Below are 23,843 nucleotides of genomic sequence, written 5' to 3'. Positions count from 1 at the left end.
TTGGGCCAACTGGAATAGAACAAGTATAAAAACCAGATGTAGTAAACACAGCATCTGGTTCGTTTGCTTAATAAAAAATTCACCTCAGTTTACTAGCATGTATATACTGGGCGGAAGCCTGTTGCAATCGAACCTACTGTAGATGCTTAGCCGTATTTAATCTTTAAGGATAAGATAGTAATATCTACACTATTAGATCTCTTCTTCATGACCTATTACGGTGATATCTTTGAAGAAACAACATATAATGAAAATGAATTCTCACGGAGGGGAAAATTTGAAATCATTAGAACGGATTCCTTTTACTTTTTCAAAATCAGAAAATTTTTATCAAAAACTTGGAGATTGGATAGGCGATGTTTTTTATGATGTACTACCTGAAGCTGGTTTTGAAGTTCGGGATGAACAGATTTTTATGGCTTTTCAATTAGAACGAGCTTTTAAAGATAAAGCTGTAATGCTTGCCGAAGCAGGTGTAGGTACGGGAAAAACGTTTGTATACCTTTTATATGCGATATGTTACGCTCGCTATACTGGAAAACCAGCCATTATTGCTTGTGCAGATGAAACCTTAATTGAGCAGTTAGTAAAGGAAGAGGGCGATATTAAAAAACTTGAAAAGCATCTCGGCTTAAATATAGATGTACGACTAGCCAAATCCCCTGATCAATATTTATGCTTACAAAAGTTGGATGAGGCATTAGTTGAGGATTCTAATGGTAAATTCGAGAATATCCACTTTTCTCTTCCGTCCTTTGTTAGTGAAACAAAAGGTATGCAGTCTTTCTACCATTACGGTGATCGAAAAGAATACGCACATTTAAGTGATCCAGAATGGGAAAAAGTAGCGTGGGATCCTTTTAAAGATTGTTTTGCTTGTGAAAAACGTCATCGATGTGGACAAACTTTATCACGGGATTACTATCGGAAAACAACGGATTTAATTGTTTGCTCGCATGATTTCTACATGGAGCATGTATGGACATATGAATCTAGAAAGCGTGAGGGACAGCTTCCTTTATTGCCTGAAAGCAGTTCGGTAGTATTTGATGAAGGTCACTTAGTTGAATTTGCTGCACAAAAGGCATTGACATATCGTATCAAGGAAACAGTTTTGGATGAAATATTAACAAGATTATTAGAGAATGATATCCGCGAAGAATTTGCGTTATTAGTTGAAGGAACAATTGAACAAAATGCATTGTTTTTTGATCTTCTCTCAAAACAAACAAAAAGAATAGAAGGTTCACACCGGAAAGAGATTGTATTTACTACAGAACTTATGGTCGAAGCAAGAAGGTTGAAAGATATTTTGGCTAGGTTAGCAGATGAATTAGTATTTGAGAGTGAAACATATACAATCGAACATTACTTACTCCATATCGTTGATGAACATATTGATCGGACAGAATTTGCCCTTAATTTACTATTAAATACTGAAGATGTTATTGCGTGGGTAACTGAAGAAAAGCTTGTTCAGACACTTGTTATTATGCCACGCGCTGTTCAGTCCATATTAAAAGAAAGTGTGTTTGCTAAGAAACAGCCAATTATTTTCTCTTCTGCAACATTATCGCAAAACGGAAACTTTGACTATATGGCTAACAGTTTGGGGATTGAAGATTATTTGTCCTTTTCTGTTGCATCACCGTTTAATTATGATGAGCAAATGAATATCTACATACCAAAAGTAAGGACTGAGCTCACATCACTTGAAAAATGTGAATGGACTGTTCGGCAAATAAAGGAGACGAATGGTCGTGCTATCGTATTATTCCGAACAAAAGAGGAATTAGCGGTATTTAGAGACTATATAGCTAGTCAAAGCCTTGAGTGGCCATTTTTATTTGAGGGAGATCAGGAAATCAGTGTGCTTGTTTCGGAGTTTCAAAATAATGAACAAGCCATTTTATGTTCTGTTCATTTATGGGAAGGCCTAGATATCCCTGGCCCTTCACTATCAAATGTTATTATATGGTCGTTACCATATCCACCAAATGATCCTGTTTTCGATGCGAAACGGAAGCTTTTTGATGATCCGTTTTGGGAGATGGATGTGCCATATATGATTTTACGATTAAGGCAAGGTGTGGGTAGACTAATTCGAGCCCATGAGGATCGTGGTAATGTTACAATCTTTATGTCCGGGGAAAATGATAAAGTAGTTGATAAGATATTAACATCCCTTCCAACGAAGGCTCACTACTTATCTTGATAAATAAATGTAATATAAATTAATTATAAAAATTGATGTGGAGGGGAACTAATGACGCAATCGATAAAGGATGCGGAGAAGGAATTTTTAGAGTATGTGAAAAAAATGACAGCTTTTAATGAAGCACTATCATTAATGTTTTGGGACCTCCGAACAGGTGCACCAAAAAAAGGGGTAGAACAACGTTCGGAGGTAATTGGATTAATTTCTGAGGAAGTATTTCAAATGTCCACATCAATGAAAATGGAGCAATACCTTTCTATACTTGAAGGTGCAGAAGGACTATCGGACATTACCAGAAAAACAGTGGAAGAATGTAAGAAGGAATTTGAAAAAAACAAAAAAATTCCTCAGGATGAATATAAAAAGTATGTTATTCTTCAGTCAAAAGCAGAATCGATATGGGAAGAGGCAAAGGAAAGATCGGATTTTGAGATGTTTCGTCCATATTTGGAAGAACTAGTAGAGTATAATAAAAAGTTCCTTCAATATTGGGGGCCAGTTAAAGAAGGTGGCAATCCATATGATATTTTGCTTGATATGTATGAACCTGGCATGACAGTTAAAATACTTGACCAGACATTTAATGAACTGCGGGAAAAAATTGTACCATTAGTGAAAAAGATTGACGATTCACCACATAAGCCGATTACAGATTTTTTGTATGATCATTTTCCAAAAGAGCAGCAACGAGCTTTTAGTTTAGAAATACTAAAAGAAATGGGTTATGATTTTGATGCAGGTCGACTAGACCAAACCGTTCACCCATTTGCCATTACCTTAAATATTGGTGATGTACGGGTAACAACTAAATATGACGAGCAGGATTTTAGAACTGCAATATTTGGAACTATTCATGAAGGTGGTCATGCCCTGTATGAGCAAGGAATATCACCGAAACTAGTAGGTACACCATTAGCGGATGGTACTTCAATGGGAATTCATGAATCCCAATCTCTATTTTGGGAAAATATTGTGGCAAGAGACATCCATTTTTGGGAAAAGTACTATGATCTATTAAAAAGGTATTCTACCGGACAATTCGATTCAGTTCCACTGAATGATTTTTATAAAGCGATTAATGAATCAAAACCATCTCTAATAAGAATTGAAGCAGACGAACTAACATATCCATTACATGTAATGGTTCGCTATGAGATTGAAAAAGGGTTATTTAATAATGAAATTGAGGTAAAGGATCTACCAGCAGTATGGAATGCTAAAATGGAAGAGTACCTTGGGGTCCGTCCTGATGAAGTTTCAAGAGGGGTATTGCAAGATGTACATTGGGCAGGAGGGAGCTTTGGGTATTTCCCATCATATGCATTAGGATATATATATGCAGCTCAATTTAAAGCAACAATGGAAAATGATATCCCGAACTTTTCGGAGCACTTAAGACAAGGAAACTTACTGCCAATTCGAGAATGGTTACAGGAAAAAATTCATAAGTATGGAAAGTTAAAGAAACCGTTAGAAATTCTAAATGATGTGACAGGTGAAGGCCTTAATGCAAGTTATTTAACGAATTACTTAGAAGAAAAATACAAAAATATTTATAACTTATAATAAAAGGCATTCTACAGGAGCTATCAATAAAAAATCCCCTTTAAAAGGGGATTTTTTCCATATTTATCTGCCAATTACATTTGTAAAACCTGATGATCCTGGAGGTGCGTTCTGGATCATATCGATAAATGGAATAGTATAAGCGAATAGTACTAATGCAAATGTTATGGCAATCCAAAGCTTAAAGTTTTCAAATAGTGCTGGTACTTTTTCAGCGTTTTGATGTACTTCTGCAACTGGGAATTCTTGCTCACCCTTTGGTGCAAAAAATGCAAGATTAATAAAAATTACAACCATTAATAAAGCGCCAATAAATAGGATTGAACCCCCAACTGCCTGTGCAATTTGATAAGGGATCCAAGCTAATGAATCTTCGTTACCTGCATACGTTGAGAATGCTGAACGACGTGGAGCTCCGAATAGCCCTGCAGCGTGCATAGAGCCTGACATAAATAACATACCAATAGACCAGAACCAAACTTGCGCTATAGCTAATTTATTCATACTTGGCGTTAATTTACGTCCTGTAATCGATGGTACGAGCCAAAAAGTAATTCCAAAAAATGTTAGTGCAACAGCAGATGCGACTGTTAGATGAAAATGCCCTGTAACCCAAATTGTATTGTGAACGACTTGGTTTAGTTGGTGTGATGCGTTAATAAGACCACCGGCACCACCAGGAATAAAGAATAACATACCCATAAATGGCGCAAAGAAACGAGCATCTTTCCATGGCAACTTTCTAAACCAGCCAAACAAACCAGTAGCACCTAATTCACGACCACGCAATTCAAATGTAGCAAATAACGAAAAAGCAGTCATCAATGAAGGAATTACTACTAAGAATGTTAAAACTACCTGTAGGTACTTCCAAAATGGGTCAATACCAGGTTCAAGTAATTGATGGTGGAAACCAACTGGAATTGAGAATAATATAAATAAAACAAATGATAATCGCGCTAGAGAGTCACTAAAGATCTTAGCACCAATGATTTTTGGAACAATAGCATACCAAGCCATATATGCAGGTAACAGCCAGAAATAAACTAAAGGATGACCGAAATACCAGAACAATGTTCTACTAATTAATATATCGATTGTTGGTACAAGTCCAAGAGACCAAGGGATAATTTGTACTAATACCGTTGTTGCTAATCCTAAACAAGCTACTAACCATAAGATCATCGTGCTTACAGCCATAAAACTTAACAATGGTGAAGTTTGACCAGGATTTTCTTTTCTCCAACGTGCGTGACGAGCAAATACTACAAAACCTTCAACCCAGCTGCCAACAACAACTAATGTAAGTCCAATATAGTGCATTGGATGTGCCATCAATGGTGCATACATTGTATAAAGAACGCTTGCCTCACCTAAAAGGATAAAGGTTGCTGAAATGGCTACCCCAATAGTCATCATCCAATAACCAATCCATCCAAAACGACGTTCACCATTACTGTATGTACCACAGGTTTTACTTTGAACTGCTAGAATAAAACCAATGATAAAGAAAGTAGTTAACACAAGCCCTAATAAAACACCATGAACAGTTAAAACTTGATAATAATCGATACCAGCTGGTAAAGTAAATTTACCGGAACGAACTAAGGTTTGAAGTAATCCGGCCAGTGCACCTAATAGTAAAGCTATAAATGCAACATATAGGTGGGCCATACTTAATTTTGCGTCTTTTTTATCAATACTAGCTATACCTTTCATTATTCAACCACCTCCACTGTTGCGTACATTAAGTGATGACCAAGACCACAATATTCATTACAAACAATTGTAAATTTACCAGGCGTATTAAAAGTCGATTCTACGGTATTAATGTAACCAGGCTCTAACATCATGTTAGCGTTTGTACCTGCAACATTAAATCCGTGAACAACATCTGTTGCTGTGCCGATAAAGTTTACTGTTGACCCGACAGGAATTTGGATCACTTTTTCAGGCCCAACATCATAGTTAAAAGCCGATGCTACAACAACCAATTCATACTCACTTTCGCCAACCTGCTTAAGTCCCGGTTGATCAAAGGGAGCAGTTGTATTTACTTTTTCCGGGTCAACCGTTACTAAACAGCTTGGTGGTTGATTTCCCATATAAAATGCACTAACGCCAATAACAATGGTAAATACTAATAATGAACCAATACCAAATAATAACCAAATTTTTTCATACTTATGAATATGCATGGATTCAATGACCCCTTTCAAAAAATGCTAAAATTTAACGCGATACGAATAGATTCCATACTGCAAACCATGAAACGAGAAAGAAAATACCAAGTATTGTTACAGAGGCTAATGCTCCTTTTAAAGAATTTTTATCCTCAATTTCAGTTTTTTGGTGTAGCTCTGGCTTTGCCATCTATTCACACCCCTCTCAAATAAATTAGTAAAAATTGATATATATCATTGCCTAGTTCTATATTACAAAAGATAACCATCGAATCCATCACATTTATTTATAGTTCACAAAACGTTCATTGCTGTTGTTAGCACTGTGCTTATAGTGTAAAATTGAAATAATTGAGTTTATCATATATTTTACGGTACTAATTTTGTGAACAGTTTGTGAAAACCACTAGACAAACACCTTTTAATATTCATAGATCTAGGAGAAATTTCCTGTATTCTAAAATTAGGTGAATATATATGGACAACCTTGCTGAAAAAAATGATAATAATAAATAACGATTCGAAATTTATCTAATTTTTTGAATTCAAAAGGAGGTACATAAATTGGCAAGACTGTATGATATTTTAAAACATAATGATCAATTTATTGGTAACAAGGAGTACGAAAAATATCAAACAACCAAATACCCAAATAAGAAAATGGTAATTTTAACATGTATGGATACCCGTTTAGTAGAATTACTTCCTAAAGCGATGGACTTTGGTCACGGTGACGCAAAGGTCATCCAAAATGCTGGTGCCATACTATCGCATCCTTTTGGAAGTATTATGAGAAGTATATTGGTTGCCATCTATTCATTAAATGCCAATGAAGTGTTTGTAGTTGGACATCGTGATTGTGGCATGACAGGCTTATCGGCGGAGCCAATTTTAGATCAGGCAGTAGCTGCGGGTGTTACAAAGGATAAGATTGATGTGCTAAGACATGCTGGTATAGATATTGATTCGTGGTTACAAGGATTTTCTGATGTTTCAGAAAGTGTGGAGCAATCTGTTAGTAGAATAAGAAATCATCCTCTTTTTCCAAAAAACGTTGCAGTTCATGGATTAATTATTGATCCTTCGAATGGAAAACTAGATGTTGTTGTCGATGGATATGTGATGATTGAACAAGAAAAACACTCTATTTAAAAGTAGAGTGTTTTTTTGTGTGTAATAGTATTAAATTCCTATTATCCATAATTTACACTGCCAGAAAAATCATGCTTAGCTTTAGATTGATACATACTAATTAAAGGTAATCTAATACGTGGAGGTATAGAAGTATGCATACAATATGGAAAGGTGCTATTAGTTTTGGCTTGGTAAATATACCCATCAATTTATTTGCCGCAACTGAAAATAAAGATATTAGCTTTCGTTCCATTCACAAAGAATGTAATAGTCCGATTAAATATCAAAAGGTTTGTCCAGTTTGTGAGCGGGAAGTTCAAAATGATGAAATTATTAAAGGCTATGAATATGAGCCAGGAAAATTTGTTGTAATCAACAATGAAGAATTAAAAGAAATTGCGCCGGAGAGCAACCGCAAAATTGAAATAATCGATTTTGTAAAGCTGGATGAAATTGACCCTATATACTTTGACAAGTCCTATTTTTTAGGACCGCAGGAAAATGGGAATAAATCATATTTATTATTGAAACAAGCTATGAAAGATACGGGGAAGATTGGCTTAGCTAAAATAACAATTAGGTCTAAGGAAAGTTTAGCAATTGTAAGGGTATTTGATAAAGGGTTATTGCTTGAAACGATCTACTTCCCTGAAGAAGTGAGAAGTATCGATCAAGTGCCAGGACTTGACAGTGAGATTCAGTTAGATGAAAAAGAGCTTACAATGGCTACACAACTAATTGAACAGCTAACAACTTCTTTTGAACCTGAAAAATACTCAAATGACTACCGAACGGCATTAATGGAGTTAATTGAATCAAAGGTTACAGGTGAAGAATTTACTGTTCCAAAAGAAGCTCCTAAAACAAATGTTGTTGACTTAATGGCAGCTTTACAGGCGAGTATTGATCAAACCAAACCATTACAAAATAGTGAAACAAAGATAACTAAGCAAAAGAAAACTTTAAATGTTAGAAAAAAGAAAACAGTTTAACAAACATTAATGAGGCGGTAATATGATTAAGCGCTATAAACCAATGGTTCCTACTCTTGTAGAGCAAACACCTAAAGGGTTGGATTGGGTATATGAAGTGAAATACGATGGATTTCGTTGTTTGTTATATATAGAACAAAGCGGAATCAGTCTTATAAGTAGAAATTTAAATAATCTTTCAGATTCATTTCCTGATGTTATAGCTATTATTGAGAAATATATTCCGGTATTTAGTAAATACTTGCCTATTGTCTTAGATGGTGAATTGGTTATTTTAGATTCAATTTATCGAGCGAACTTTGAAAAAATACAATTAAGAGGTCGAACAAAGAATAGTACAAAAATTAAGCAGTTAGCTGAACAATTTCCTGCTAGTTATTGTGGATTTGATTTGCTCGTGCTTAATGGAAAAGAGATTGTAAGTGAATCGTATCTTCTCCGAAAGCAGAAATTAGCACAGTTATTCAATGAGTTGGACGACTTATACAAATTAACAAACACAAGGTTGTATTATGTTACTTCAACTAATGATATTGATAATTTATGGAGAAATATCTCTGAAGAAAATGGTGAAGGTGTAATCGCTAAAAGACAAAACAGCAATTGGCAGGAGGGCGTCCGGACAACAAATTGGCTTAAAATAAAAAACTGGAAAGTTGCAACGTTTATTATTCTCTCAGTTGACAAGAAAAATGGGTATTTTAATGTAGGTTTGATTAAGGGAGATGCAGTCCAGTTTGTAGGATTATTTTCACATGGTTTAAGCTCTGATGAAAGACAAGCATTATTCGAAATCGTTAGAAATAATGCAATTAAAGAAGATAAGCAGTATATATATATAAATCCAAGTATCTGTGTTGATTTGCAATTTCTTGATTGGTATAACGGTGAATTAAGACAACCTCGCTTTTCAAAATTTAGACTTGATAAGAAATGGGAGGAGTGCACATGGGAAGAAGCGTTGAAACAGTCCATGAGATAACAGTTGGACAAACGAATGTTCAGCTCACACATGTTACAAAAGTTTTGTGGAAAACAAAAAATATAAGGAAAATTGATTATTTAAATTACTTGATGAATGTCTCTTCCTATATGCTCCCATTTTTAAAAAATCGCAAGCTAACAACAATCAGATTTCCTAATGGAATCCATGATGAAAAATTCTATCAAAAAAATTGCCCTGAATATGCGCCAACATTTATCAAAACCAAGATGGAAGATGGAATAAAATATATTATTTGCCAAGATAAGGCTACTTTATTATGGTTAGGTAACCAGTCAGCAATTGAATTTCATATTCCGTTTTCAACTGTAGGTACAACTAAACCTACAGAAATAGTATTTGATTTAGATCCTCCATCAAGGAAAGATTTTCATTTAGCAATTGAAGCAGCGCTGCTACTTAAGGAATCTTTTGACAAGTTAAATCTAATATCTTTTGTGAAGACATCGGGTAATAAAGGTCTACAGGTTTATATTCCCCTTCCAGATGATACCTTTAACTACGAGCAAACAAGGGGATTCACTGAATTTATGGCACAATATTTAATTGCAAAAGAACCTCAATGGTTTACAACGGAAAGGCTTAAAGTAAATAGAGGAAAAAAACTATATGTTGATTATATTCAGCATGCCGAAGGTAAAACGATAATTGCTCCATATTCTTTGCGTGGAAACGAAGAGGCGCTTGTAGCAACTCCATTAGAGTGGAAGGAAGTGACAAGAGAATTACATCCTGAACAATTTCCAATAGAGACGACAAAATCCCGTTTGGAACGAGGATGTCCATTTTCTGACTTTTTTAAAGCTAAAGAACAGCAACCTTTCGCTAAGGTTATCGAGCTATTACTTACTGCCAAATAGTTCATGGCCATCTATTGGACTTACACAGAAAGCTGTGCAAGTCCTTAGTTGTATTAATTAACGAAACAGTGATTATTTCTCTACAATTAAGGTTATTTGTAGCTCTCCTTTTCCTTCAATTGTTACGGGTACACGATAAGCTTGATCAACCCCATACAGTTCCGATTGTCCGACGATTACAGTTGGTGGAGTAATATCAACTTCGACTCCTTTTTGTGCTATAAAAGTACAAAGGTTGCCAGCTAACATATTTCCAAGCTCTCCTGTAAAGGACTTGAGCATTTCACCTTCGAGTAACATTCCGAACATAATTTCTCCGAGGGATCCAAAGGTTAGTTCATCACTTTCAATGAGTACATTCCCTTTTATATGGCCAACCATACCTATCAAAACACCAATTGAATTTTGTTCAAACGGCTGAATCATCATGCTAGGAGCTCCAATCGTAACGGGAACAGGAATAACACTTTTTACCGATTCTATTGTACCATTAATCACATGAGTGACTTTTTCAGCTAATGCCAGTTTAACCACCTCAACAATATTACTATTATTTATAAGATTAATTTCCATGCTAATTTAAATTAGAGTCTATTATTCTAAATAATAAATACATGATATCATAAAAAGTAGTTAAAAAGATTCACTTTGATAAGTTTTCATATTAATTCATTAACTCAACAGTTAATAATTAACAATGTACATTCCCTATCATTAGGTTATAATAGAAATGCACAACAAACCTTTAAAACGTCGGTAACCATTAGGATGCCGCTTTACCCTCTCTATGTACATAGAGAGGTTTTTTTTAGTGTTAAGAAAACTACAGTGATGGTATAGGATAAACGTAATAGGTATTATCACCTTCATATAAGATAGGGTTTTTAAAAAAACAAAGCTTTTAAGCGAGTAAATTTTAATACTTTTGGAAAATCTATACTAGTAAATATAGGAAAAGTAGAGGTAGCTTATGTCGATGATCGTTTCAATTGGAGTATGTACTCCGCCATATCGGTTAGCACAAGAAACTACTGTTCAATTTGCTCGAGAGCTTTTTAAAGAATCTTTTGATGATATCGAGCGATTGTTAAAAGTTTTTGATAACGGGCAAATTAAAGAACGCTATTTTTCAGTACCTCTAGAATGGTTCGGTAGATCCCATAGTTTTGAGGAAAAAAATAATATGTACATCGAAAAAGCAATAGAATTTGGCATTAATGCAATAACTAATTGCTTAACCAATCTCAATTTCCTATCAAAACCTATACCTTACGAGGAAATAGATGCCATTTTTTTTATTTCATCCAGTGGAATCTCTACACCAAGTATAGAAGCGAAAATTATGAATAAACTGCCATTTAATATGCATTGTAAACGAATACCTATTTGGGGGCTGGGTTGTGCAGGTGGAGCGGCAGGTATTTCAAGAGCCTACGAGTATTGCAAGGCGTTTCCAAAATCCAAAGTGCTTGTTTTAAGTGTTGAGCTTTGCAGTTTAACTTTTCAAAGAAATGATCACTCTAAAAGTAACTTAGTTGGAACATCTATCTTTGCAGATGGGGTTGCCTGTACTCTAATATGTGGTGACGAAGCAAACTATGAAAAAAAGCTTGAATGTCTTCCAAAAATAGTAGCTACGCAGTCCACTTTGATGCCAAACTCTGAAGATGTAATGGGGTGGGAGATTAAAAATGATGGATTTTTTGTCATCTTTTCAAAAGATATACCTTGTATAATCCGTACATGGTTAAGGTCTAATGTGGAGGAATTTCTTACACAGTGTAACTTATCTATCTCTGATATCACCCAATTTGTTGCACACCCAGGTGGTAAAAAGGTGTTAGTGGCTTATCGTGAAGCATTGGGATTTCCCGTAAAATTAACTGAACTTTCCGAATATGTATTAGAACATTATGGCAACATGTCTTCGGCAACCATCTTTTATGTATTGATGCAGTTTATGGAAAAACGAAATAAACAAAATGAATATGGTCTTTTAACTGCGCTAGGACCAGGATTTAGCTCTGAGTTATTATTACTACATTGGGAATAGAGGGAACTGTTATGTTTTTTTTAATTCTGATTACATTATTAATTCTCCAAAGACTAGTTGAATTAGGAATTGCAAAACGAAATGAAAAATGGATGAAGTCCAAAGGTGCAATTGAGGTCGGGCAGGAGCATTATAAATATATTGTATCTGTACATATTTTATTTTTTATTTCACTTCTTTTTGAAGTGAGTTATTTTGGCAAGAGTTTCTCGCCATTATGGGGAGTTTTTTTCTCATTTTTTGTAGTAGCACAATTGCTACGAGCATGGAGTTTACAATCACTTGGTCGCTTTTGGAATACAAAAATTATAATCTTACCAAATGTTAACATTATTTCCAAGGGCCCTTATAAATACATAAGGCATCCAAACTATCTAGTTGTTGTTATTGAATTATTAGTAGTACCACTAATTTTTAATGCTTTTTGGACAGCGCTGATTTTTTCTGTATTAAACTTAATTGTTTTAAGTATAAGAATCCCGATGGAGGAACAGGCATTAATGGAGGAAACAAACTATAAATCTGTATTTTTCCATCGTTCCCGGTTTACACCATCTAAATAATATTGTAATCGATTCCAAATTATAATTGATAATAAAAATCATTCATGATATGATAGAGGTATTATAAATGATAATAATTATCACTATCGGTGTGTTGAAAACTATAATGGATGGTGAATAGTAATGGAATTTGGGCTTGTTATACTTACAATTGTTGTGTACGGAATACTTATGTTTTACATTTTAAACAAGGTAAATTTAAAATCTACAAAAAAACGTTATCCTTTGGTAAAGAAAGACTCTTTTACTACAATTAAACATTCTTCTTACGCGTCAACCAGGTAAATATTATTACCTGGTTTTTTTATTTGTTCACAATAAGTCATAAATACTATACAATAAAAAGCATAATTAAAAGATTCATTAAATTGTCGAATTTCATAATGAAATTAAATGGAAATTAAGCGTAATCGCTATGCAAATTAGAAGGGGTAGGGGACCGTTTACAATGGTACAATTATTGGAAAAAGAACTTATTTTAAATGAATTAGAAGTAACAAACCGCTTAACAGCATTATACTTACATTTCGAATCAAGTGGAGATGTTGATAATGCAAATAAGTTGAAACAATTAATAGATAAGACTAGTCAAAAAGAATTTATGGTTGGCTTTTGTGGTCATTTTTCAGCTGGAAAATCCACTATGATGAACAAACTAATGGGAAAAGAGGTATTACCTTCAAGTCCAATTCCAACCAGTGCAAATCTCGTAAAGATTAAAAAGGGTCGGAATTATGCAAGAGTATTTTACAAACAAGGGCAACCGGTTGAATTTCCCGCACCATATGATTATGAAGTAGTAAAAAATTTCGCTAAAGACGGAAATTCGGTTGAGGCGATTGAGATTAGTGATGAAGATGTATCTCTACCAGAAGATGTAGCGATAATGGATACGCCAGGTATTGATTCAACTGATGAGGCTCACCGTATTTCAACTGAATCTGCATTACATTTAGCAGATATCATCCTATATGTAATGGATTATAATCACGTCCAATCTGAAGAGAACTTTACGTTTACTAAGACGCTAAAGGATCGCGAAAAGCCTGTCTATTTAGTCGTTAATATGATCGACAAACATAATGAAGACGAATTAAGTTTTCAAGCATATAGAGATAGTGTTATTTCAGCTTTTAACGGGTGGGGTGTAAAGGTTGATGGAATCTTTTTTACAACGCTTAAAGACCTTGGAAATCCTCATAATGAATATGAAAAACTTGAGCAATTTTTAACTCAGCAAATGTTGGATAAAGAGCAACTTTTATTAAAAAGTGTGCTGATAGCAACAAAACCACTTATTGACGATCATTTAGCATTTCTTGAGAAACAAAATGAAACTCAACGATTAGAACTGGAGAAAGAACTAGAACATTTACCTGAAACAGACCGGAAAATAGTAATTGACAAAGTTATAAGTCTTGAAGAAAGACATAGTTCACTAATATCTAAAAAAGCTATCTTCTTTGATAAATTCAATACAGAGCTCTCTAAAATATTAGACAATGCTTATTTGATGCCTGCAGCCACTAGGGAACTAGCGCATGCATACATTGAGTCAAAGCAATCTGATTTTAAAGTGGGTATTTTGTTTTCGAAGAAAAAAACAGAGGAAGAACGAAAAGCAAGATTACAGGCATTTTATGAAAGTCTTAAACAACAAGTACAATCCCAATTAGATTGGCATTTAAAGGATTTTATAGTGAAATATTTAAAAGTAAATGGGATAGAAGACGAGTCATTGATTAAAAGTGTCTATGAAGATGTTACAGTAGAATTTACTCCAAGCTTATTAGAAGACCTTGTAAAAAAAGGTGCAGGTCTAACAGGAGAATATATATTAAATTATACAAAAGATGTTGCTGCTGAGATAAAAGGGCTTTATCGAAAAATCGCTGTTCAAAAACTCAATCAAGGGGCATCTATATTAGATAATAATATTAACCAAGAGCTGGATAATGTGAAAAAGGAGCTTTCTGAATACCAGGCCTATAAACATGCGGTTGAAGGCTTACGACAATTGAAAGAACAGAAGAATGAAACGGAAACTAAGTTAGTAGGATTATTAACTGAAGAGCTGTCAACTGTTGTCCTACAAAAGGTTAATGAATGGCTAAAGCAATATCAAGCTATTGAACCAGCTTTTGAAATTAAACAGATGGAAGTTAATAGAGAGATTCAAGTGAAAACTGAAACTCAAGAAGATAGAGCGTTATCTAAACTTATAGAAATAGATGAAGGAAATATTCAAAATCTGGCCTTTAATGTAAAAGAGCAAATGAGTGAAACTGTCAATAAATTAAAGCTGGCAACTGGATTATTATCTGGTGTAAAAGGAATGCAAACACTTATCAAAGATATGAATGCAAAAGCAAATCGTATTGAAAATAACTCCTTTACAGTCGCTTTATTTGGTGCTTTTAGTGCAGGGAAATCTTCTTTTGCTAATGCGTTAATTGGAGAAAAGCTGTTACCTGTTTCACCGAATCCTACAACAGCAACGATTAATAAAATTTTACCGACAACTGAGAATCGACCGCATGGAACAGTATTGGTTAAGGTTAAAACAGAAGAACAGCTCTATAATGATGTGAGACAATCATTTGCTGTGTTTGATCAAACTTGTGTTTCAATGGAAGATGCGCTCCAAAGGATACGTTCGTTAAATTACGACAGCAATGAAGCGAAAGAGAAACCACACTATGCATTTTTAAAGGCAGTTCAATTAGGATATGAGCCAATCGCTCAACATTTAGGTCAAGTGTTAACAGTGGATTTAGTTGAATTCCAGGATTATGTGGCAAAAGAAGAAAAGTCATGCTTTGTTGAATGGATCGAATTATATTATGATTGCCCACTAACAAAACAAGGAATTACCTTAGTGGATACACCGGGGGCTGATTCGATCAATGCAAGACATACTGGTGTAGCGTTTGAATATATTAAAAATGCTGATGCGATTTTATTTGTCACGTATTATAATCACGCCTTCTCAAAAGCTGACCGTGAATTTTTAATTCAGCTAGGTCGTGTAAAAGAAACTTTTGAAATGGATAAAATGTTCTTTATCGTGAATGCAGCAGATTTAGCGAAATCAGAGGAAGAGCTTCTCGTTGTTACGAATTATGTTGGTGAGGAGCTTCAAAAATATGGTATTCGAATTCCAAGGATTTATCCATTATCTAGTAAGCTTGCATTAGATGAGAAAATAAAATCTAATGATCAAAATTCAGGTATGCCTGAGTTTGAACGTGCCTTTCATTCCTTCATTATGAATGATTTAGCACAACTATCTATTCAATCCGCACATGAAGATCTAAGAAGAACAGTTATTGCATTAGAGGACATTATTCATAATGCAAAAGAAAGTGATGAAGTCAAAAAGAAGAAACGTGAAGAAGCAGAACTAACACAAAAACAAATTGTCAATGTTATAAACTCAAAGGACAATCAGGTAGAAGAACGTTCAATTAAGCAAGAAGTTGAAGAACTGATCTTTTATGTGAAACAACGAGTGTTCTTCAGATATAATGATTTTTATAATGAAGCGTTTAATCCATCTTCGTTAAGGGAAGATGGTCGTGACATGAAAAAGGCTATTCAAGCATGTTTTGACGAACTAATTCAAGCATTAGGATTTGATTTAGCACAGGAAATGCGTGCAACCTCTTTAAGAATTGAGAAGTATATGAATAAAATGTTAAAAGAGATTCACCTTACATTAGAGAAGAATATCCAGCATGTAAATAATCATATTCAACTATTATCGTTTGAAAGCAAATCATTCAAAACACTTACATTTGAGAATGCGTTACAAACAATTAATAAAGATCTTTTTAGATCAGCTTTAACAATATTCAAAGGATCAAAGTCTTTTTTCGAACAAGGTGGAAAGGCTAAGCTAAAACAAGAACTTCAACCAATATTTGAGCCGCAAGTAGATCTGTATTTACAAGAGCAATTGACACTTATTAAGACTTCCTATTTAGAGGAATTCAATCTAGTTGTTGAACAATTGCTTCAGGATGTATTGGCAGAGGTAAACGAGTATTATGAAGGCTATCTAGCTGCGTTGTCCGAGAAAATAGATATTAACCATTTGGAAAACGTGAAGAAGGAAATACAGTCTGTATTATAGAAGAATATTTTTTATAAGTAATTAAGGGGAACAAGTCTTATGGAAGAAAAAAACAACCACCTTAGTAATTCTGAACGTTTTTTAAGTGCTTTTAATACGGTTACTAGAGAGCTTGAAAAGCTAGTTCAAGGTAGGGGCCATCTTCCTTTTTATCGATTAGTGGATATGGGGAAAAAGAAAAATGGACTGATAATGACATATCAGAACGATTTGAAGGAATTATCCGAACTGAGAAATGCGATTATCCACCACGCTGATTATCCTGAATATGTAATAGCTGAACCACATTTATCTGTTGTTGACAAAATAGAAAAATTAGCTGGTGAACTGACTAAACCTAAAACGTTAATACCATATTTTTCAAGAAAGGTGCAAACCTATCAAAAAGATGACTCATTAAAGTCAGTGCTATTAACAATTAAGCATAGTGGATACTCACAGTTTCCAATATATGAAAATAATCATTTTGTCGGTTTGATAACAGACCGTGGCATAGCTAAATGGTTTGCGAATCATATTAATGATGATCAGGTTTCCTTAAAATTCGATACAACTTTGAATGAAGTATTATCTTTTGAAAAGAATCGGCGTAATTATGTTTTTATGAGCCAAGACCAAACGATTTATGATGTTAGAGAAAAGTTTCATCAGCATTATGATCAATTTGCCATAAGGCTTGATGCGGTTCTTATAACTGAAAATGGGTATCCGAATGAAAGGTTATTAGGGATTGTCACACCGTTTGATATTGCACAATTACCGTTTATGAAAATATAGATCAAAAAAAACTTGGCTTCTGCCAAGTTTTTTTGTATACAGAGTATAAGTTGCGTGACATGTCCGACTACAAACTAATTGCAGTATGTCTTTCACACGATTGTTTAGGGAGCATCGCTTATTTAGACCTGTTTAGTATTGAAATGCGCATATAGGGCAGACATATCTTTTTCGCCAAGATCATTTTCGATCGCTTCTTGGAGAATTTCTGTTAACTTTGAACCAATGGTTAAATTCATATTTGCTTCTGTAGCCATCTGTTCAGCTAACCTCATATCTTTATGTAATAGTTTGATCGCAAAACCTGCATCAAATTGATTTTTTGCGATGAAATTGTTATAGTGGCGCTCAAAAATACGACTCTGTGCATAACTATTATTTAAAATGGAGTAAAGCAGATCTAAGTCTATACCCATGTTTTTACCTAGTGAAACAGCTTCACTTACTGCTTGAGTATGAAAAGCAACCATTAAATTATTAATTAATTTTACTACGGAACCACTGCCAATTTCACCGATATGGTATATATTTTGACCCATTACCTCAAATAATGGCAGTACCTTTTTATATACTTCATCGTTACCGCCAACCATTATGGTTAACGTGCCATCTTCAGCACCGAAATTACCGCCACTAATGGGAGCATCCAAATATTGAATACCCTTTTCTGAAGCGGCAGCTGCAATTTTTTTATTTAATCCAGGAGCGACGGTGCTATGGTCGACGATGATTAGTCCTTGTCGTCCATTATTTAGCAGTCCATCTTCACCAAAATAAATGTTTTCAACATCTATAGGTAGTGGGAGACAAGTTAAAATGACATCAAGCTCTTTTGCCATCGTAGCTACAGACATACCAATCTTGCCACCTGCTTGCTCAAATAACTCTTCCTTTCCCTTACTGCGATTCTTTCCATATACCTCAAAGCCAGCTTTCACTAAATTTTTTGCCATTGGCAGTCCCATATTTCCTAATCCAATAAAACCAATTCTCATTTATAAATATCCTCCTGTTGTTTCTATTAAGTTCTAGTCTACTATAATTTTCTTGATAAAACAGCTATTTCCTGCTTTGATATAGGATGTTTATTGAATAGTGGCATATAGTAAAAAAGAAATTAAGGGAGAAGGTGATAAGATGTTTAAGTCTATTGCAAGAGAGTTAACGCAGTTTGAGAAGGATTATGCTTGCAAAATTATTTATGTAGTCGAGGCTGGAAGTAGAGTATGGGGTTATTCTTCTCAGAATAGTGACTATGATATTCGTTTTATTTTCAAGCATCCAGTTCGTGCTTATTGTAGTTTAACGAATCCTATTAGCGTAATTGAAAAAAAGCTGCCAATGATTGAGTTCCACGGCTGGGACCTATTAAAAGCATTACAACTTTATCAAAAATCTAATCCAAGTTTATATGAATGGTTGTTTTCGTCGATTATTTATGATGAAAATAGCGGTTGTATTGAAGAACTTAGAAGTTTAGCTAAAACTCACTACTCATTAAAAAAGTTAGGTTTTCATTATTTAAGCCTTGCGAAAAGCAATATAAAAAAAGAAGTAAAAACGCCAAAAATGGTTATTCAAATAAATAGAGCGTTATTGATGGTTAAATGGATTGTTGAAAGAAAGGAATTACCTCCATTAAGTATAGAACAGTTGCTATATAATAGTAATCTTGAATCAGCTGTTAGTCAACAGTTGGTGTCTTTACTAAGGTCCTTACAAGAGCAAAAAAAAGAGATAATGTTTCATAACAATGATGAGACAATCATAAAAGCAATTGACGACTTATCTGTGAAGTTACAATATCTTGATGAAGGTATTCAAAATACTTCCATATTAAATAAGTTATTTTGGAAAGAGCTGAATATTTTATAATCCATTTTCGAATTATTGTCATTATACTAAACGTTTCTTTCAAATTTTTGTTGAAAACTTGGAGCTGTAATGGGAAAATCATATCTATGAGAAATTCTTTTTAAGTGATATGGTTTAGGCATTAATTAAATACTTAATAATAATTTGCTAAGGGAGAGATAGACGTGAGTGTACATAAAGCAATTAGCAGTCATTCAGAGAAACAGCATTATATAGTAAAAACATTTACGGAGTTAGATGCTAAACGTGAAAGATATATTGAAAAAGCTGTTCAACAATGCATGAATAATCAACCTTTTTCTATAAAAGAAATTAATGAGATTACAAAGGAAATGAATGAATTGAGCAAAAAAGGAATTGTTACATCATTGCCAGTACGACAACAGGTATCAGACGAAATGGTACAAGAATACGTACAAAAATTGAAAAAATAATTAGATGGAGTGTGGGAATATGAAAAATATTGTAAGTGTTGAATGGTTACATGAAAATTTAGAAAATCCCTCAATTCGGATTATAGATTGTCGGTTTCATTTGGATAAGCCAACGGAGGGCTTAGCACTTTATATAGAAGAGCATATTCCGGGAGCACTTTATTTTGATTTGGAAAAAGATTTATCAAGTAAAGTAAAAGCTGTTGGAGGACGTCATCCATTACCGGATATAGATACACTGGTTGATAAGCTGTCAGCAGCAGGAATTGATAATGACACGATTGTCGTTGCATATGATGATCAAGCAAGCATGATAGCTTCTAGGCTTTGGTGGTTACTTAAATATTTGGGCCACACACAAGTATTTGTTCTTGATGGTGGTTATTTTAAATGGAAATCAGAAGGGTATCCAACTACAAATGATTTTCAGCAATTTCAACGCAAGGAATTTTCTCCAGTTATTAACAGTCATTTTTTAGCTGATATGTCAGAGGTGAAAGAAAATGTCCGAACTGAAATCTCTTGCTTAATAGACTCCAGAGAATTAAAAAGATTTGAAGGAATTGAAGAACCTATTGATCATAAAGCAGGCCATATACCTGGAGCTTTACAATATTTCTGGAGAGATTGTTTGAATGAAAATTACGTATGGAAAACACTTGATGAATTAAAGAACCATTTTAATCAGCTATCTATAAATGCATCAATAATTGTTTATTGCGGCTCAGGTGTATCTGCTTGTCCGAATATCCTAGCTTTAGACGAATTAGGCTATAATAATACCAAACTATATATTGGTAGCTGGAGTGATTGGATTAGCTATGAAGATAACCCAATCGAGCTTGGTGTAAAAAGTTAAATATTTATAACTCTACTAAAAGTAGATAATAGTTTTTTATATTAATAAATAGATATATAGCGGGTAAAATATTTTAGAATAGCATACCGATGCCGATTGGAAGAAAATTGGTATTGAGAACACCTCCGTAAGATGTTTTAATAGTATTTGTAAGACAGTCACATCAACTTTGAAGTCGAGCTTTTGAAAAACAGCTTTATTTCAAAGTTTTTTTTATGGCCATTTTTTTGATCTACACCGTATCATTTTATCAACTGTAAATTAATTGGTAATGAGTTACTATTGAATGATTGATTGATAGAATGTTATAGTAATATAGTAAGTTAAAACATACTAAATAGATCGATTTTGTCAAATATAACTAATTTCATTTATTCAAATTGAAGAAAAAATAAATCCAACCATACTAGGAGGAATTTTATATATGACTAACCAATCTAAGAAAATCAACAAGTTTGTAACAGCAGCAGCAGGAGCANATCGATTTTATCAAATATAACTAATTTCATTTATTCAAATTGAAGAAAAAAAAAATCCAACCATACTAGGAGGAATTTTATATATGACTAACCAATCTAAGAAAATCAACAAGTTTGTAACAGCAGCAGCAGGAGCAGCAGTTGTCGTATCAGCAGTCGCACCAGCAGCAGGAGCAGCTTGGACAAACACGCCAGATTGGATGAAAGATTCATTACAAGATCTAGTAAACTACGGTGTTATTGATGCCGATGCAACAGTACGTGCAGATGGTGAAGTTACGCGTGGAGAAGTTGCCTTATACTTCGCTAGAGCTTTAAATTTAGATATGGAAAATGTTGAAAATCCAGGATTTGCGGATGTTCCAACTTCACATAAATATTACAAGGCGATCGCGGCATTAGCGGAAGCAGGCAAAATGAACGGTACAAAATTAGGTTTCGAACCAGATCGCGTGATTAACCGTGCAGAAATGGCATCATTATTAGTTAAAGCATTCGGTTATGAGTACGGTAATGGCGAAAGCTTAAAGTTTACAGACATGCAAGGTGCAGAATGGGCTAAAAATGCGATTGCAGCACTTGTTGATGCAAACATTGTTTCAGGTGTAAACGAAGCGAAAACATTATTTGCGCCAATGGCAACGTTAACTCGTCAAGATACAGCAGCATTCTTACACAAAACAATGGTAGCACAAGGCGTAAACTTTGCAGCACTTGTGAAACAAGTGGATGCAGTTACAGCCGTTACAACAAAGGGTGTAGATGTAGTATTCCCTAAAGTGGAAGAAGCACGCGAAGATGTAACGATTACAGTTTTAGATCCAAATGGTAACGAAGTTGCGGTGAAGCCAGTGAACCTTGAAATCGGTGATACTGAAATTTCATTCACATTTGAAAAAGAATTAGACGAAGTGGCTAACGGTATGTGGGTAGTCGGCGGCGTTGAATTTGATACGGCAGCCGTTGCAGCAGTTAAAGAAGTAAACGAAGCATCTAATCAAGTAGAATTATACGAAGCGTTATCTTCTTCATACTTCAACAACGTAAAATCTGATAACATTGTGAAATATCAAGAAGCATTAAACGCTGCAGATGAAGATGAGAAGAATTCAGTGGCGAAAATCCAAGCTATCATTAACGATGTAAACCAAGATATCGTATCTTTAAGTGATAAAGAAGATGCAGTTAAAGCGGTTAAAGATGCAGGCACGAACCAATTAGAATTATTAGCAGCTCTTCATAACTTTGATCGTGTGAATGCGGATTGGATCGTTGAATATCAAGCAGCACTACCTGCATTAGATGGTGAAGTAGAAGCAACATATGAACTTCTTCAAAACATGATCGACACAGTGAATGAAACTGAAGTGGATGCAGCCATCACAGCAGCAGTAGCTGGTTTAGATGCTGAAGATGTGGAAGACGCAATCGAGCTTGTAGAAGACTTTATCAAAGCAGATGACGAAGAAAAGAAAGAAACAGCCAAAGCGGACCGCATTGAAACATTAGAATTACATGCAGCATTAATTAACATTACAGCTGCGAACACAAATGCGAAATTAATGAATGCTTTACAAGCATACGCAGATCTTAACGAAGATTTCGACACGGACATCATCAACGATACGCTTTTAAAAGAATACCGTCATGCCTTAGCAGCTGTAACAACTGCGGCTGATAAAAATGAAATCACTGAAATCATCGAGATTTTTAAAGATGTTCATACTGCAGCCATTGCAGACGCAGTAGACGCAATCGCGGCATTAAACGAAGATGCATCAACTGCAGATGTGAAAGCAGCCTTCCAAAAGCTAGCGGATGTATCTAAAACAACGCAAGATGCATTTGATATGGACACTGTAGTTGAAGAGTCATTAGAAGATTATTTAACAGAGCTTGTCGGCGCTACAATCGAAACACAAGCAGATGTTGAAGGCGTGATCGCATTTGTGAACAACCCAACGAATGCATTAGCCGAAATCAATACGGCATTAGCGAACGCAGCAACGACTGCAGATCAATTATTCGAGTTATTACAAGACAACTCTTTAACATTAAACAACTTAGTTGAAGCAAACAAAGCACACTATCTAGCTGAAAAAGACTTATTAGCAGCCATCGTAGCTGACATCACAACAACTTCAGAGTTAACAAATGACCAAAAAGCTGAAAAAGTAGCAGCGGTTAAAGATGTTGTAACAGCTGTAAATGCTTTAGTTGAAATCAACGACGTAACATCTGTAACAGCAATGAAAGCTGAATTAGATCAACTAGCAGTGGCTGGCGTAAGCATGGCAGACTTCACAACAGAGGTAACAGCTTATATTGACCTATCTACAACTGCAAAGTTAGAAGTAGCTGAGCTTATAGTAGAAACAAAAACTGAATTCAACTCAGTTGAAGAAGTTGTAGATGCGATCACAGCACAAATTTCAGCACGCAACACCATGCTTTCAGCTGTGAACAATGCAGGTATTGAAGCGACAATTTCTGAAATGGATGCAGCTTTAGAAGCAGTAGACTATGATGCGTATAACAAGCTTTCAGCAGTTCAGCAAATTGCCGTAGCTGAAGCGTTCGTCAACAACTTCCCAACAGAAACAGTCAATAACACTGAGGCTCAAGTAAACTATACAACATTAACAGCAATCAGAGCAGATATCGATAAAGCAATCGCTCAAGTTAAGTAATCGTGCTTAAATTGTTAATTAT

General features: G+C 34.6%; 19 protein-coding genes. 14 read left to right on the top strand and 5 right to left on the bottom strand.

All coding sequences use genetic code 11. The annotated features are described in order from the left end of the window. The first annotated feature begins 253 nt into the window (after nucleotides 1-253). Both C1724_RS09990 and C1724_RS09985 read left to right on the top strand, forming a co-directional pair. Nucleotides 254-2,215, top strand: a complete 1,962-nt coding sequence (locus C1724_RS09990; protein ID WP_102346794.1) for an ATP-dependent DNA helicase — start codon at nucleotides 254-256, stop codon at nucleotides 2,213-2,215. 51 nt (nucleotides 2,216-2,266) lie between these two features. Further along, entirely contained in the window at nucleotides 2,267-3,784 is a 1,518-nt protein-coding gene (locus tag C1724_RS09985; protein WP_102346518.1) for a carboxypeptidase M32, read from the top strand. Nucleotides 3,785-3,847: 63 nt separating this feature from the next. Here C1724_RS09985 and C1724_RS09980 read toward each other — a convergent pair whose 3' ends face one another. From C1724_RS09980 to C1724_RS09970, 3 genes are read right to left on the bottom strand one after another with little or no spacing between them, the layout of a single operon-like run. Further along, nucleotides 3,848-5,503 (bottom strand): b(o/a)3-type cytochrome-c oxidase subunit 1, encoded by a 1,656-nt coding sequence (locus tag C1724_RS09980; RefSeq protein ID WP_102346517.1) that lies wholly within the window; start codon nucleotides 5,501-5,503, stop codon nucleotides 3,848-3,850. Beyond that, nucleotides 5,503-5,982, bottom strand: a complete 480-nt coding sequence (locus C1724_RS09975; RefSeq protein ID WP_102346516.1) for a cytochrome c oxidase subunit II — start codon at nucleotides 5,980-5,982, stop codon at nucleotides 5,503-5,505. Before C1724_RS09975 ends, C1724_RS09980 begins: the two co-directional genes overlap by 1 nt. 34 nt (nucleotides 5,983-6,016) lie before the next feature. Continuing rightward, nucleotides 6,017-6,157: a cytochrome c oxidase subunit 2A gene (locus C1724_RS09970; protein ID WP_102346515.1), complete on the bottom strand. Its 141-nt coding sequence runs from the start codon at nucleotides 6,155-6,157 to the stop codon at nucleotides 6,017-6,019. Nucleotides 6,158-6,531: 374 nt separating this feature from the next. Between C1724_RS09970 and C1724_RS09965 the strand changes: the two genes are divergently transcribed. The 4 genes from C1724_RS09965 to ligD (C1724_RS09950) all read left to right on the top strand — a co-directional run bounded on the left by C1724_RS09965 (nucleotide 6,532) and on the right by ligD (C1724_RS09950) (nucleotide 9,956). Further along, complete coding sequence (locus C1724_RS09965) at nucleotides 6,532-7,119, top strand: beta-class carbonic anhydrase (RefSeq protein WP_102346514.1); 588 nt, start codon at nucleotides 6,532-6,534, stop codon at nucleotides 7,117-7,119. 134 nt (nucleotides 7,120-7,253) lie between these two features. Further along, on the top strand, nucleotides 7,254-8,093 hold the full coding sequence (ku, locus tag C1724_RS09960) for a non-homologous end joining protein Ku (RefSeq protein WP_102346513.1): 840 nt from the start codon (nucleotides 7,254-7,256) through the stop codon (nucleotides 8,091-8,093). Nucleotides 8,094-8,115: 22 nt separating this feature from the next. Then, nucleotides 8,116-9,075: a non-homologous end-joining DNA ligase gene (gene ligD / locus C1724_RS09955; protein ID WP_102346512.1), complete on the top strand. Its 960-nt coding sequence runs from the start codon at nucleotides 8,116-8,118 to the stop codon at nucleotides 9,073-9,075. After that, nucleotides 9,042-9,956 carry a non-homologous end-joining DNA ligase gene (gene ligD, locus C1724_RS09950; RefSeq protein ID WP_180994217.1) on the top strand — a complete coding sequence of 305 codons (915 nt, stop codon included), beginning with the start codon at nucleotides 9,042-9,044 and terminating at the stop codon, nucleotides 9,954-9,956. The genes ligD (C1724_RS09955) and ligD (C1724_RS09950) overlap by 34 nt, the downstream gene beginning before the upstream one ends. Before the next feature lie 72 nt (nucleotides 9,957-10,028). Here ligD (C1724_RS09950) and C1724_RS09945 read toward each other — a convergent pair whose 3' ends face one another. Continuing rightward, the gene (locus tag C1724_RS09945) at nucleotides 10,029-10,529 is read right to left on the bottom strand and encodes a chemotaxis protein CheX (protein ID WP_102346510.1); all 501 of its coding nucleotides are present in this window, start codon (nucleotides 10,527-10,529) and stop codon (nucleotides 10,029-10,031) included. A gap of 397 nt (nucleotides 10,530-10,926) precedes the next feature. Here C1724_RS09945 and C1724_RS09940 point away from each other — a divergent pair, with 397 nt between their 5' ends. The 4 genes from C1724_RS09940 to C1724_RS09925 all read left to right on the top strand — a co-directional run bounded on the left by C1724_RS09940 (nucleotide 10,927) and on the right by C1724_RS09925 (nucleotide 17,484). Beyond that, on the top strand, nucleotides 10,927-12,009 hold the full coding sequence (locus C1724_RS09940; protein WP_102346509.1) for a type III polyketide synthase: 1,083 nt from the start codon (nucleotides 10,927-10,929) through the stop codon (nucleotides 12,007-12,009). An 11-nt stretch (nucleotides 12,010-12,020) separates the two neighbouring features. After that, nucleotides 12,021-12,572 carry an isoprenylcysteine carboxyl methyltransferase family protein gene (locus tag C1724_RS09935; RefSeq protein ID WP_102346508.1) on the top strand — a complete coding sequence of 184 codons (552 nt, stop codon included), beginning with the start codon at nucleotides 12,021-12,023 and terminating at the stop codon, nucleotides 12,570-12,572. 448 nt (nucleotides 12,573-13,020) lie between these two features. Next, nucleotides 13,021-16,707: a dynamin family protein gene (locus tag C1724_RS09930; RefSeq protein WP_102346507.1), complete on the top strand. Its 3,687-nt coding sequence runs from the start codon at nucleotides 13,021-13,023 to the stop codon at nucleotides 16,705-16,707. 39 nt (nucleotides 16,708-16,746) lie between these two features. Further along, the gene (locus C1724_RS09925; RefSeq protein WP_102346506.1) at nucleotides 16,747-17,484 is read left to right on the top strand and encodes a CBS domain-containing protein; all 738 of its coding nucleotides are present in this window, start codon (nucleotides 16,747-16,749) and stop codon (nucleotides 17,482-17,484) included. 122 nt (nucleotides 17,485-17,606) lie between these two features. Here the strand turns inward: C1724_RS09925 and C1724_RS09920 are convergent, their stop codons facing one another. Further along, entirely contained in the window at nucleotides 17,607-18,479 is an 873-nt protein-coding gene (locus C1724_RS09920; RefSeq protein ID WP_102346505.1) for an NAD(P)-dependent oxidoreductase, read from the bottom strand. Between the two features lie 100 nt (nucleotides 18,480-18,579). Between C1724_RS09920 and C1724_RS09915 the strand changes: the two genes are divergently transcribed. From C1724_RS09915 to C1724_RS09900, 4 genes are all read left to right on the top strand, one after another. Beyond that, a complete protein-coding gene (locus tag C1724_RS09915; protein ID WP_102346504.1) occupies nucleotides 18,580-19,359 on the top strand; it encodes a nucleotidyltransferase domain-containing protein in 780 nt (259 codons plus the stop codon). A 164-nt stretch (nucleotides 19,360-19,523) separates the two neighbouring features. Continuing rightward, a complete protein-coding gene (locus C1724_RS09910) occupies nucleotides 19,524-19,793 on the top strand; it encodes a DUF2533 family protein (RefSeq protein WP_102346503.1) in 270 nt (89 codons plus the stop codon). Nucleotides 19,794-19,812: 19 nt separating this feature from the next. After that, nucleotides 19,813-20,652, top strand: coding sequence for a sulfurtransferase (locus tag C1724_RS09905; protein ID WP_102346502.1), 840 nt, complete (start codon nucleotides 19,813-19,815; stop codon nucleotides 20,650-20,652). A gap of 562 nt (nucleotides 20,653-21,214) precedes the next feature. Then, nucleotides 21,215-23,821 (top strand): S-layer homology domain-containing protein, encoded by a 2,607-nt coding sequence (locus tag C1724_RS09900; RefSeq protein WP_102346501.1) that lies wholly within the window; start codon nucleotides 21,215-21,217, stop codon nucleotides 23,819-23,821. Nucleotides 23,822-23,843 lie beyond the last annotated feature (22 nt).

Origin of the sequence: Bacillus sp. Marseille-P3661 (genome assembly GCF_900240995.1) — a bacterium.
Lineage (GTDB): Bacteria > Bacillota > Bacilli > Bacillales > Bacillaceae_J > OESV01.
Note: the sequence above shows the minus strand (reverse complement) of the source record. Positions and strands in the feature narration are given on the sequence as shown.